The sequence below is a fragment of the Colwellia aquaemaris genome (assembly GCF_057548755.1).
The window spans coordinates 1,163,741-1,176,664 of record NZ_BAAJLV010000001.1 but is presented as its reverse complement, the minus strand read 5'-3'; the positions used below and the strand labels follow the sequence as shown (position 1 = coordinate 1,176,664).

Sequence of the window (12,924 nt, the reverse complement as noted above, 5' to 3'; positions counted from 1 at the left end):
TACCTCTAATATTTAAAAATTTTTCTAAACTAATACTACTTAGTATTTCATAAATCGCGTAAATAACAACGCGAATAACAAAGTAGACCGTTATTTATCGATTCTTTGTTCTAATATGGCATCAACTAAGCCATATTCAACCGCACTTTCTGCACTTAAGAAGTTATCGCGGTCAGTATCTTCAGATACTTTCTCTAATGGCTGACCTGTATGCTCCGCCATTAAACGATTCAATTTCTCTTTAATGTACAAAATTTCTTTTGCGTGTATTTCAAAGTCAGACGCCTGACCTTGGAAACCACCTAGCGGTTGATGAATCATCACGCGAGCGTTAGGTAAACAATAGCGCTTACCTTTTTCACCACCTGATAGTAAAAATGCGCCCATGCTCGCCGCTTGGCCAATACAAACCGTACTAACGTTTGGCTTAATAAACTTCATCGTATCGTATATCGCCATCCCAGCAGTAACAGAGCCACCAGGCGAGTTAATGTAAAGGTAAATATCTTTATCTGGACTTTCTGACTCCAAAAACAACATTTGGGCCACAATTAAATTGGCCATATGGTCTTCAACTTGACCACATAGGAAAATAACGCGTTCTTTTAATAGTCGAGAATAAATATCGTAAGAGCGCTCGCCTTTTGCGGTTTGCTCTACAACCATTGGCACTAAGGCGCTTTCGGTAACACTGGTTAAATCGTGAGAATTATTGTGAGAAGTAAACAACTAACTTTCCTTTTTATAAAAAAATGGCTCATATGTCCCCATATAAGCCATTTAAGCGATTGCTCAACAGAATGTCAATCTAAAAGGTCTATTTACCTTCTGGATTCATAATATCTTTGAAACTTGCTTTTTTGTCTTTAACTTTTGCGCTTTCAAGTAACAACTCAACCGCTTGCTCTTCTAATGCAACATTTTGCATTTGTTGTGCAAGTTCTTTGTTTGTTTTGTAGTACTCGATAACTTCCGCAGGATCTTCGTAAGCTGAAGCTGCTGATTCAATTAACTCAGTTACTTTTGCTTCGTCAACTTTTAATTCGTTAACTTTGATCACTTCACCTAACAGTAAACCAGTTTTAACGCGACGGCTTGCTTGCTCTTCAAACATCTCAGCTGGTAATTCAGGTAAGTTGTTAGGATCCATTTGGCCAGCAAAACGTTGTAGTGCTTGCTTACGTAATACTTCAACTTCTTGAGCTACTAGCGCAGCTGGAATTTCAATTTCGTTTACCTCAAGTAAACCTTCGATTACTTGTTCTTTAACTTTAGCTTTTACGGCTTGGTTAAGTTCACGAGTCATGTTTTTGCCAACTTCTTCACGAAGTGCTTCAACACCACCTTCTTCTACACCAAATAACTTAGCGAATTCTTCATCAACTGCTGGTAATACTGGTCCTTCAGTTTTATGAACAACAATATCAAACTCAGCATTTTTACCTTTTAGGTTTTCTGCATGGTAATCTTCTGGGAAAGTCACTGTAATAGTTTTCTCTTCACCAACCTTCATACCTGTGATTTCTTTTTCGAAACCTGGGATCATGCGACCAGAACCAAGTTCAAGTTCAAAACCTTCAGCTTTACCGCCTTCAAATTCTTCACCATCAACACGACCGTTGAAGTCAATTGTTAGCTTATCGCCTTTCTTTGTTTTACGCTTGTTTTCTTTCCAAGTTTTGTGCTGGTTTTGTAAAGTTTCAAACATTTCATCTAAATCTTTATCAGTCACTTCAACTTCTGGACGTTCAACCGCAATTTTTTCTAAATCTTTTAGCTCAACTTCCGGGTAAACTTCAAATGTTGCTTCAAACTCAAGCGCTTTACCGTCTTCATTGCTTTTAGCAATAAATTCAGGACGACCAGCTGGGTTTAATTTTTCAGCAACAATTGCGTCAACAAAGTTACGTTGCATTAATTCTCCAGCTACTTCTTGACGAACTGACTTACCGTAACGTTTTTGGATTACTGACGGTGGTACTTTACCTGGACGGAAACCATTGATACGTTGGGTCTTGGCGATATGGCGAAGACGATTTTTAACTTCAACATCTACTGTTTCGGCAGGAACTGAAATCGAAATACGACGTCCCAAACCTTCTGTAGTCTCAACTGAAACTTGCATTTAATTACCTCAAAAACTTAGCGTATTTACGCTTTCTAGAACGCATCTAAATATAGTCACAAAACTTTGTCGTAAAGTTATGTATTCAGCTAGATAGCAATTGCTAACACAGCCCGGAAAATCCGAATAAAGATGTTCAGATTAAAATAATGACGCGAAATTATAGCGGCGCTTTCAGCAAGAGTCGAGTATAGAACGAAAATAAATTCAATAAATTGAATAAAAACTTGTTTTTACGATAATAAATGATTGAAATTTGGAGAGAAATAAGAAGAAAGTGGTCGGTGATGCAAGATTCGAACTTGCGACCCCTTGGACCCAAACCAAGTGCGCTACCAAGCTGCGCTAATCACCGATATACTTTTTTGTAACCCATACAAAGAATGGGGTGGCTAATGGGACTTGAACCCACGACAACCGGAATCACAATCCGGGGCTCTACCAACTGAGCTATAGCCACCACTGTATGGCACGCCCTGTAGGATTCGAACCTACGACCCACGCCTTAGAAGGGCGTTGCTCTATCCAGCTGAGCTAAGGGCGCACATTACCTACAGATGCTGAACAAACTTAACTATATAGAAAGTCTATTCCTTTTTCATTTAAAAAAATGAAAAAGTGGTTGTGATGCAAAATTCAAACTTTCGACTGAACTTAAAGACACCCAAACCGATACTTACCCTTTTAAACAACACTAAGTTATTAGAAAGAAAAAGTGGTCGGTGATGCAAGATTCGAACTTGCGACCCCTTGGACCCAAACCAAGTGCGCTACCAAGCTGCGCTAATCACCGACATTTGTTAAAAACGCTTGCGTTCTCAACGGGTGCGGATATTACCTAGTTGCCCGTTGCGCGTCAAACACTTTTTTTAAATAAATGTTTGTTCGCTCACTTTTACAGCAGCTTGGTTAAAATAACGCTTAATTGCGCAAACAAACACTAATTACAAATTTTACCGGCAATATATGTATAAAAGCTAATTTCTACACTCTTTCATGTTAGCTGCTATAAATAGCCACATTAATATGCGAAAATACGCGCGTTTTTTTAACCTTTTGTGAAGTATTATGACTGCAGCGCTTATTGACGGTAAGTTGATCGCCCAACAACTACGCCATTCTATTAAAGATAAAGTACAACAACGATTAGAAAAGGGCTTACGTGCACCTGGTTTAGCAGTAATTTTGGTCGGCTCAGATCCCGCCTCTCAGGTTTATGTTGGTAGTAAACGCAAAGCATGTGAAGAAGTTGGCTTTGTCTCTCGATCATATGACTTACCGCCAAGTACTTCTCAAAGTGATTTATTTCAGCTTATCGACGAATTAAATAAAGATGATGAAATTGACGGCATTCTTGTGCAATTACCATTACCTGAAGGATTAGATGCTAATTTAATTATCGAGCATATTAACCCAACGAAAGATGTTGACGGCTTTCATCCGAATAATGTGGGTAAACTTGCCTTAAGGCAACCAGGCCTTCGCCCATGCACACCTAAAGGCATCATGGAGTTAATTGAATCAACAGGTGTTTCACCGCATGGCTTAGAAGCGGTTGTCGTTGGTGCATCGAATATTGTTGGTCGCCCAATGACGCTAGAATTACTGTTAGCGGGATGTACAGTAACAACAACTCATAGATTCACAAAAGATTTAGAGCACAAAGTGCGAAATGCTGATTTACTTGTTGTTGCCGTTGGTAAGCCTGAATTTATTCCAGGAGAGTGGATTAAAGACGGTGCTATTGTAATTGATGTTGGCATTAATCGACTCGACAGTGGCAAACTTGTTGGCGATGTTGGCTTTGCTCAAGCAAAAAATAGTGCCAGCCATATTACTCCCGTCCCAGGTGGCGTTGGTCCTATGACGGTTGCTAGTCTAATGGAAAATACCCTAATAGCGTGCGAAGAGTTTCATAGCTAATAGCAAACGTTTCAACTGATATGAACGCATTAAAAAAGCCAGTATCCTCGATACTGGCTTTTCTTTTCAAACTAACAACCGAAAACTTATGCTTTGCGCCACGTTGTTTTGCCTGCACTGTCTTCTAGAATTACATTCATCGCGGCAAGTTTGTCACGAGCATCGTCAGCTTTGGCCCAATCTTTATTAGCACGCGCTTCATTACGTTGCACAATTAACGCTTCAATTTCAGCGGCTTCGTCGCTATCGCCACTACCACCTTGTAAAAAGTCTTCCGCTGAATTTTGTGCAATACCTAATACTTCACCCAAAGATATTAAGATAAAGGCTAATTTGCCTGCTTCTTCACTGCTTTCTGCTTTTACTCGGTTTATTTCTTTGGCCAATTCAAATAACACTGGCATAGCTTCTGGGCAGTTAAAATCATCATTCATGGCTTTTTCAAAACGCTGAACATATTCATTGCCTTGTAACTCACTCTTAATAGGAGTGACATCACGAAGTGCTGTGTAAATGCGCTCAAGACTAGCACGCGCCTGCGTTAAATTATCTTGCGAATAGTTTAACTGACTACGGTAATGGCTTGAAGTTAAGAAGAATCTTACAGTTTCAGCGTCGTATTCATCAAGCACACTACGTAGAGTGAAAAAGTTATTTAACGACTTTGACATTTTTTCTTTGTTAACTTGCACCATGCCACCGTGCATCCAGTAATTTACGTATGGTGTATCAAAAGCACAACATGATTGCGCAATTTCATTTTCATGATGTGGAAATTGTAAATCAGAGCCACCACCGTGAATATCAAAGTGCTCACCTAAATGTTTACTGTTCATTGCCGAACATTCAATATGCCAACCTGGGCGGCCTTTACCCCATGGTGAGTCCCAACTAGGCTCGTCTGGTTTAGCCATTTTCCACAGTACGAAATCCAGTGGACTACGTTTAGCATCGTCAACGTCAACACGAGCACCAGCTTGCAACATATCCAAATTTTGCAGGCTTAATTTTCCGTAATCATCATAGCTGCTCACGTCAAACATAACATCGCCATTACTAGCAACATACGCGTGCTTACGTTCGATAAGACGTTCTACCAAAGCAATAATTTCATCCATATGGCCAGTAACCGTCGGGGCAATATCGGGGCGCATAATGTTTAAGTCATCAAAGTCTTGATACATTTGCTCGGTCATACGTTTGGTTAAATCATCACAGCTTTCGCCATTTTCATTAGCGCGTTTGATAATTTTGTCATCAACATCGGTAATGTTTCTTACATGCGTTAAGTCATAGCCTAAGTATTTAAAGTATCGAGCGATAATATCGAAAGCGACATAGGTTCTCGCATGACCAATATGGCAGCGATCATAAATTGTAATTCCGCATACATACAAACCTACCTTGTTGGAAGTGATTGGTTTAAAAACTTCTTTTTTCCGGCTTAAGGTATTATAAATCTGTAACATAATGGTGCTTTTTTCCTATCTAATATGAATGCGTAATAAAATTTATACCTTGCGATCAGCAAAGTTCGGGCAATTGTACCGCAAGAATTGCAATGAATCATTAACTTGGCTCACATAACTGAATATTAAGCGATGAAATTTTGCCGAGAAATGTTGCTTTGATTACGTTACAATTTGCGCAATTACATTTCTTTTATATTTATGAGAGCGCAAATGATCACATTTAAAACAACATTAGGCGATATTAAAATTGAATTAGATTTTGAAAATGCCCCGATTACCGCAAAAAACTTCCAACAATACGCTGAAGATGGCTTCTACAATGGCACTATTTTTCATCGTGTTATTAAAGGCTTTATGGCACAAGGTGGTGGCTTTGCATCAGGTATGAGCGAAAAAGACACTCGCGCTAGTATTCAAAATGAAGCTAACAACGGCTTAAGCAACGCTCGTGGTACTTTAGCAATGGCTAGAACACAAGATCCACACTCAGCGTCAGCACAGTTTTTTATTAACTTAGTTGATAACGACTTCCTTAACTTTAAAAGTGAAGACATGCACGGCTGGGGCTACTGTGTGTTTGCTAAAGTTGTTGAAGGCATGGACATTGTTGACAAAATGACCTTAGTTGATACCGGTCGCATGGGCTTCCATGACGATGTACCTAAAGAAGAAATTTTAATTGAAGAAACAATTGTAGCTTAATGGTCACAGTTTAAAATTAATACAATGAGTATTACTTCTCAAACAAGTGTAAATTCAGCATTAACCTATTTTATTGCTGATTTACACCTTGCTCAAAACAGGCCTGATATTACGGCCTGTTTTTTATCATTTTTAAAAAATGAAGCTCCTAACGCTCAAGCACTATATATTCTTGGTGACTTATTTGAATATTGGGTGGGCGACGATGACGACAGCCCTTTTATATTAGAAATTTCGCGAGCAATTAACACACTTGCAAAGCTTGGCTGCAAAATTTACTTTATACATGGCAATCGTGATTTTCTGCTCGGCAACCGGTTTGCGAAGCAAAGTGGTATGGTATTGCTACCCGAAGTAACGTTAATTGATTTGTATGGCAAACCAGTGGTGATCATGCACGGTGACACGTTATGTACCCGTGATGTGGGTTATCAAGCATTTCGAAAGAAATCACGCAGTTGGTGGTGGCAAACTATGATTAAAAGCCTACCATTGTTTGTGCGCCGCAAAATTGCCAACAATTACCGTGATAAAAGTGCTTTTGCAACCGCAATGAAGTCACAAGAGATCATGGATGTAACAGAAAGCGAAGTAGTTCGTTGTCTCGAGCAACAGCAAAGCCAATTACTTATCCATGGCCATACACATCGCCCTAATATACACCAACTCAAGGCCAACCAACAAAATGCCAAGCGCATTGTACTTGGCGACTGGTACGAACAAGGTGCATGGCTAAAAGTAACTCCTGATACTATGGAGCTGATGAATAATCCGTTTGAAAGTCCTAATCAATAATACTTTTCGCTTTTAGTTTTATCTGAAACTAAACAACGGGCTATTCATCGACAGACAAGCCTGAAAGTATGCCTCAAAGTACAGAACGCCTGAAAGAGGCCGAATATAAAAACGCCTAAGTAAATGCTTAGGCGTTTTATTTATGACATTACCTGTTTATGTGCTATTTAGGGGTATTGTTTGCTACCCAATCGTTTACGCGACGCTCTAGTATAGCTAACGGCATAGCACCGCCACCTAAAACTGTATCGTGGAAACCTCGAATATCAAAACGTTCTCCTAACGCTTTCTTGGCATTTTCGCGTAACTCAATAATTTTTAACATACCGATTTTATAAGCAGTCGCTTGTCCCGGTATTACTAAGTAACGACGGACTTCTGAAATAATCGCTTCTTCTGCAATTGGTGTTTTTTCTTTAAAGTAAGCAATGGCTTGCTGCTCAGTCCAGCCTTTAGCGTGCAGTCCGGTATCAACGACTAAACGCACGGCTCGCCACATTTCATTCACTAAGCGACCAAAGTCAGAAAAATCATTCTTATATGCGCCCATCTCTTTAGCCAATAGTTCAGCATATAAGCCCCAGCCTTCGCTGTAGGCAGTAAAGTTAGCTTGCGTTCTAAATTGTGGTATTGATGTTAGCTCTTGCGCTATCGAAATTTGCATATGATGGCCAGGATTACCTTCATGATAAGCTACACCTTCCATTTCATTCTTTGGCATTGATGCCATATCAGATAAATGCGCATAGTAGACACCAGGGCGACTACCATCAGGCGTACCCGGGTTATAATGCTGTGCCGCACCATCTTGCTCTCTAAAGGCTTCAACACGTTTAACCACTAAATCAGCTTTAGGTAAAATACCAAAGTAATCAGGTAACTGCTCATTGATAACCGCTAAGTATGCCTCAGTATCTGTGATATAACCTTGTCGCCCTTCATCGGTATTTGGGTAGAAAAATTGCTCATCGGTTTTAATGAAATTAAAAAACGCCTGTAAATCCCCTTCAAAGCCAACTCGCTCTTTAATCGCTATCATCTCTTTAGTAATACGAGCAACTTCCTTAACGCCAATATCATGAATTTCTGCCGAAGATAACTTTGTTGTCGTAGAAACGCCGATCATATGATCATAAAAAGCTTGACCATTTTTTTGGGTTGAAACTCCGGTCGCATTGCTAGCAGTATTTTCTATATCGCTTTCAAACCATGCAATTAAAGCTTGGTAGCTAGGCTTAAAGCTTTCCAATAATTGTGTTTTTGCATCATTTATTAATGTTTCAGCTTGCTCTGCTGTTATTTTTTCTGCATCAACTAAAGCTTTAATTTTGCGTTGTACGTCCATCCACAGCGGTGAGTCAGTTGCGCCCTCGGCATTTGAAAACGGAATACCTGTAATTAAATTGCCTGCTTGTTCAATAACACCTTCATAAGCAAATCTTGGTGGTCGTGTTCCCTCTGCCGCATTCTCTTTAGCGCGCACTAATAGCTGGTCGATTGCGGTACTAATACCTGCAATACGCTTAATATAAGCTTGCATGTCACTTAGTTCGTCAACACGATGGAAGTTAATTAAAAATTGTGCTGCAAACGCTTGAATGCCATTAAATTGGGTAAAAATATAACCATTTTTGTTAAACTGCTGCCCTGCTTTTGCTTGCTCATATTGATAAAGCCAAATGTCATATGAGATTTTGGCCTCGGCAGTTAACTTGTCATAATCAAAGTTAGCCTTTAAATCAGCTACGGTTTGTGCTTGCCATGCTAATTGCTCTTTCTCAAATGCTTCCGTCATATCATTTATTTGGTCATATTTTTCTTTGCGACCTAAAAATGTCAACATGATTGGACTAGTTTGTAATTGCTCTTCATATTTGGCAGCAAACCATTCGTTTAAGCGCTCGCTCTCGCTTAATATGCTTTTCTGTGCTGCTGAGCTCTCGACGTTTGCCGCCGTTGGTTTTGATGGCGTAGTTTCGGTGGTATTTTGCGGTTGGCAGGCTGTTAAACAAGCCACAGCCCCAACCAATGCAATCATAGTGCGCATTAATTACTTTCCTTATTATTATATTTTCGAGGGTAAAGACAAAGCGCTATTTTTGCGCATGGTGCCATACTATCGTGTTACACAATAGTTTAACAATGTATAAGTAAAATATTAATAATTTGTTACTTAATGCCTAACAAGTGGCAGTTAACGGAACACCACTATGGAATTTAAAATCTTGATCGCGGCTAGTAATTAACTCCGCTTCAACGTTACCAAAGTACTCAATACGACTGTCAACTTTATTACTATGCTCTGGACCAGCGATTTCTTTTGCTAACGTTAAGTAATCTTGATAATGACGGGCTTCAGAGCGCAATAATGAAATATAAAAATCTCCAAGGCGCTTATCAACATAAGGGGCCAGCTTGGCGAATCGTTCACATGAACGCGCCTCAATATAAGCGCCTATGATCAACTTATCAATTAGTGCATCAGGTTCAAATGTTTTCACATGTCGTAACATGCCTTTAGCATATCGACATGGCGTAATACTTCGATACTCAATACCATATTCATCCATAATTTCTAACACTTGATAAAAGTGGTGCAATTCTTCTTTAATCAATAACACCATTTTGTCAATCAAGCTCTGTCCATAAGGAGAGTCTGCTTTTGGAATAACAGATTTAGTGAGTTTATTTTTAGCCGCTAACGTACGCCAGTCACCTTGCCTTTTATAAATTAATGCTTCAAAAGGTTGTAACCAAGCCAAAAGCGCATCACCACTTTCCTTATCGACAGCATATTTTCGAATCAGGAACATAGCTGATTGCGCGGCTTTTAGTTCACAAATTAAGTGATCAATAAGAATAATATCTAAATTTTCTTTAGCTTGTGCTTGCGACACCCAAGCATCTGGCGTAGTAACTTTTAAAAAACGATTTATTGGGTCAAGTAATTCGGAATACGGCATAACATCAGCTTTAAGAGATTTTGGCATTATTTTAAAAGCGTTACTTCCTAGTTGCTAGCAAAATTGCGAGATATCACGCAAATTAGCAAGAGTGAATGATGCCTCAAGCTAGTTTTGTTATGATAGACGGTAAATAGTTAATCCCCTGGTTAACAAATAGCAGTTTCACTAACAATTTAATATTGAGCGGAAAAATGAAAAGAACTGATGCAAAATCATTAACAAAAAAACACCAAGCGCTCACTCATAGTGAACAACAAACTGTTGTATCTCACGTTCAACGAGAAGACGATGAATGGTATCTCAATACGATTATGATAAAAGGCATTGATGTTCCATTTAAATACCGTCGTAAAAAGTTGTATAAGTCGTTGCAAAAGCAGCAAGTTAATATTACTTATTATCCGGCTATCGAAACGGTTGCAGGTTTTGAAATGGAAGTGATGAAAATTGTCCGTATTAAGGTATGTTGATCACATTCTTAGTAAAACTCTCCGCTATCAGACTGATAGATGGCTAAAAAAAAACTATTTTAGCCTAAATATCAAACAACTCTTGACGAATCCCTCGCCATCTTACATAAATATAATATCAACAATAAAAATAAGAACTGTTGATCACAACGCAAGGTAGCAGAAGTTTACTTATATCTGCATTATTTTTGGGGACAGAGAGAGGTATATAACATGATCTTAAATCATATCTGGGGGCTTTATACTGCACCTAAAAAAGAATGGCAAACTATTGAGAAACGTCACGAAAGCTTAATGTATTCTATGGTGCATATTCTTACCATTGCACTTATTCCCGCAATTTGTGGCTACTATGCAGCCGCTCATATTGGGTGGACCATAGGTGCTGGCGATCCAATTAAATTAACAGAATCAAACGCACTATTTATGTCTATTGCTATGTATTTTGGATTAATTGGAGGCGTGTTTGCATTGGCAGCACTTATACAATGGATGGCAAAAACGTTTGATTCAACACCTGATTTTACACAATCACTCGAATTAGCGGCCTATGCGGCAACCCCATTATTAATGGTTGGGCTTACGGCATTATTTCCAGTATTGTGGTTTGTAGTTTTAGCTGGCTTAGCAGCTTTAAGCTACTCAGTATATCTACTTTATTCTGGTGTGCCGATAATGATGAACATTCCTGAAGAAAAAGGCTTTATTTACTCAAGTTCAGTTGTAACTTGTGGTTTAGTTCTCATTGTCGCCTTAATGGCAGCAAGCGCTATAGTGTTTAACTTAGGCCTTGGCGTGGAGTATGTAAGCTAAGTAAAAGCTTCAATAACATAGTTGCACTTTTGTGACTCTATGTAATACCCTTCATCTAGAATATAAAAAGCCCGCTATTTGCGGGCTCTTATATTAAAGCAAGCTGAGTAAATTACTCGTTTACTAAATGGCTTATTCAGCCCCTTCATTATGCATATCAATAATTGAGTCTGCGTTCTTATCAGAAGTCTCTTTAGTCTCGTTATTGCGCAACGCGTCCAGTCTTTCCAGGTAACCTTGATTAATATCTTGGGTTACATATTGACCGTCAAATACTGAGGTTTCAAATTCTTCAATGTCTGGATTAGCTGTTGATACTGCCGACACCAAATCTTCCAAAGTTTGGTAAATTAATTTATCAGCACCAATTAATTGACAAATATCGTCAAGTTCACGGCCATGAGCAATCAATTCATTGGCACTTGGCATATCAATACCATAAACATTTGGAAAGCGTATTTCCGGTGCAGCAGAAGCAAAATAAACTTTCTTAGCACCAGCTGCTCTGGCCATTTCTATGATTTGCCCTGAGGTTGTGCCACGCACAATTGAGTCATCAACCAATAGCACGTTCTTGCCAACAAACTCAGCGCCAATCGCGTTTAGTTTGCGACGAACTGATTTTTTACGTTGTTCTTGACCAGGCATAATAAATGTACGGCCAATATAACGGTTTTTCACAAACCCTTGACGGTATGGAATATCTAAATGACGAGCAATTTCTAAGGCGGTGTCACAAGAAGTTTCTGGGATTGGAATTACTACATCGATATCAATATCGTCCCACTCTTTGGCAATTTTATCACCAAGCTTTTTACCCATTTCAACACGTGAACCGTACACTGAAATTTTATCAATGGCCGAATCTGGGCGAGCAAAATAAACATACTCAAAAATACACGGATGAAAACTTGGGTTTTCTGCACATTGTTGACTATGAATTTGGCCAGACTCAGAAAAGAAAATAGCTTCACCTGGTGCAACATCTCGTACAAATTCAAACTCATTTGCATCAAGTGCTACAGACTCTGACGCTATCATGTATTCAACGCCAGCTTCAGTTTCACGTTTACCGAATACTAATGGACGAATGCCATTAGGATCACGAAATGCCACCATGCCGTAACCAATAATTAAAGCAACAGTTGCATAGGCACCGCGTACACGTTTGTGAACGTTACTTATAGCACTAAAAATATCACTTGGATCCAGTTCATGTCGGTCAGTGTTTTGCAGCTCATGGCCTAAAATATTTAACAATAACTCTGAATCAGAGGTAGTGTTAACATGACGACGCGCTTTAGTATTTAACCACTGCTTTAATTCTTCAGCGTTAGTAAGATTACCATTATGAGCCAATGCAATACCAAAAGGTGAATTGGCATAGAATGGCTGAGCTTCAGATGAGCTTGAAGTGCCTGCCGTAGGGTAGCGAATATGGCCGATGCCAATATTGCCTTGTAAACGCAACATATGACGAGTGTGAAAAACATCTTTCACTAAGCCATTGCCTTTACGCAATCTAAATGTATTATCGTGAATAGTCACGATCCCAGCCGCATCTTGACCACGATGTTGTAACACCGTTAAACCATCATATAGCGCTTGACCAACTGGAGTTTTACCAACAATACCAACAATACCACACATGAACTTAT

11 protein-coding genes and 4 tRNA genes are annotated in these 12,924 nt (G+C 39.2%); 5 read left to right on the top strand and 10 right to left on the bottom strand.

From position 1 onward, the window contains the following. Window positions 1-90: 90 nt before the first annotated feature. The 6 genes from clpP to AC27HL_RS05230 form a co-directional block, all read right to left on the bottom strand. Window positions 91-729 carry an ATP-dependent Clp endopeptidase proteolytic subunit ClpP gene (gene clpP, locus AC27HL_RS05255; RefSeq protein WP_487079505.1) on the bottom strand — a complete coding sequence of 213 codons (639 nt, stop codon included), beginning with the start codon at window positions 727-729 and terminating at the stop codon, window positions 91-93. Window positions 730-817: 88 nt separating this feature from the next. Continuing rightward, window positions 818-2,125: a trigger factor gene (gene tig, locus AC27HL_RS05250; RefSeq protein WP_487079503.1), complete on the bottom strand. Its 1,308-nt coding sequence runs from the start codon at window positions 2,123-2,125 to the stop codon at window positions 818-820. 278 nt (window positions 2,126-2,403) lie between these two features. After that, window positions 2,404-2,480: transfer RNA gene (locus tag AC27HL_RS05245), tRNA-Pro, on the bottom strand. A gap of 29 nt (window positions 2,481-2,509) precedes the next feature. Continuing rightward, a tRNA-His gene (locus tag AC27HL_RS05240) sits at window positions 2,510-2,585 on the bottom strand. Between the two features lie 7 nt (window positions 2,586-2,592). Further along, window positions 2,593-2,669, bottom strand: a tRNA-Arg gene (locus AC27HL_RS05235). Window positions 2,670-2,841: 172 nt separating this feature from the next. Beyond that, window positions 2,842-2,918 (bottom strand) — tRNA-Pro (locus AC27HL_RS05230). Window positions 2,919-3,193: 275 nt separating this feature from the next. Between AC27HL_RS05230 and folD the strand changes: the two genes are divergently transcribed. Beyond that, entirely contained in the window at window positions 3,194-4,048 is an 855-nt protein-coding gene (gene folD, locus AC27HL_RS05225; protein WP_487079501.1) for a bifunctional methylenetetrahydrofolate dehydrogenase/methenyltetrahydrofolate cyclohydrolase FolD, read from the top strand. 86 nt (window positions 4,049-4,134) lie between these two features. Here folD and cysS read toward each other — a convergent pair whose 3' ends face one another. Then, on the bottom strand, window positions 4,135-5,517 hold the full coding sequence (gene cysS, locus AC27HL_RS05220; RefSeq protein WP_487079499.1) for a cysteine--tRNA ligase: 1,383 nt from the start codon (window positions 5,515-5,517) through the stop codon (window positions 4,135-4,137). Window positions 5,518-5,730: 213 nt separating this feature from the next. On the opposite strand from cysS, the gene AC27HL_RS05215 reads away from it, so the two are divergent. Further along, entirely contained in the window at window positions 5,731-6,222 is a 492-nt protein-coding gene (locus AC27HL_RS05215) for a peptidylprolyl isomerase (RefSeq protein ID WP_487079497.1), read from the top strand. Window positions 6,223-6,246: 24 nt separating this feature from the next. Next, the gene (locus tag AC27HL_RS05210) at window positions 6,247-7,017 is read left to right on the top strand and encodes a UDP-2,3-diacylglucosamine diphosphatase (protein ID WP_487079495.1); all 771 of its coding nucleotides are present in this window, start codon (window positions 6,247-6,249) and stop codon (window positions 7,015-7,017) included. Window positions 7,018-7,180: 163 nt separating this feature from the next. Here the strand turns inward: AC27HL_RS05210 and AC27HL_RS05205 are convergent, their stop codons facing one another. Together AC27HL_RS05205 and miaE are read right to left on the bottom strand one after the other, a co-directional pair. Next, complete coding sequence (locus AC27HL_RS05205) at window positions 7,181-9,064, bottom strand: DUF885 domain-containing protein (protein WP_487079493.1); 1,884 nt, start codon at window positions 9,062-9,064, stop codon at window positions 7,181-7,183. A 133-nt stretch (window positions 9,065-9,197) separates the two neighbouring features. Then, entirely contained in the window at window positions 9,198-9,980 is a 783-nt protein-coding gene (gene miaE, locus AC27HL_RS05200; RefSeq protein ID WP_487079906.1) for a tRNA isopentenyl-2-thiomethyl-A-37 hydroxylase MiaE, read from the bottom strand. A 194-nt stretch (window positions 9,981-10,174) separates the two neighbouring features. On the opposite strand from miaE, the gene AC27HL_RS05195 reads away from it, so the two are divergent. Both AC27HL_RS05195 and AC27HL_RS05190 read left to right on the top strand, forming a co-directional pair. Next, window positions 10,175-10,453, top strand: a complete 279-nt coding sequence (locus AC27HL_RS05195) for a hypothetical protein (RefSeq protein ID WP_487079491.1) — start codon at window positions 10,175-10,177, stop codon at window positions 10,451-10,453. Between the two features lie 213 nt (window positions 10,454-10,666). Further along, complete coding sequence (locus AC27HL_RS05190) at window positions 10,667-11,266, top strand: Yip1 family protein (RefSeq protein WP_487079489.1); 600 nt, start codon at window positions 10,667-10,669, stop codon at window positions 11,264-11,266. Window positions 11,267-11,398: 132 nt separating this feature from the next. On the opposite strand, the gene purF is transcribed toward AC27HL_RS05190, so the two are convergent. Further along, window positions 11,399-12,916 (bottom strand): amidophosphoribosyltransferase, encoded by a 1,518-nt coding sequence (purF, locus tag AC27HL_RS05185; RefSeq protein ID WP_487079487.1) that lies wholly within the window; start codon window positions 12,914-12,916, stop codon window positions 11,399-11,401. Window positions 12,917-12,924 lie beyond the last annotated feature (8 nt).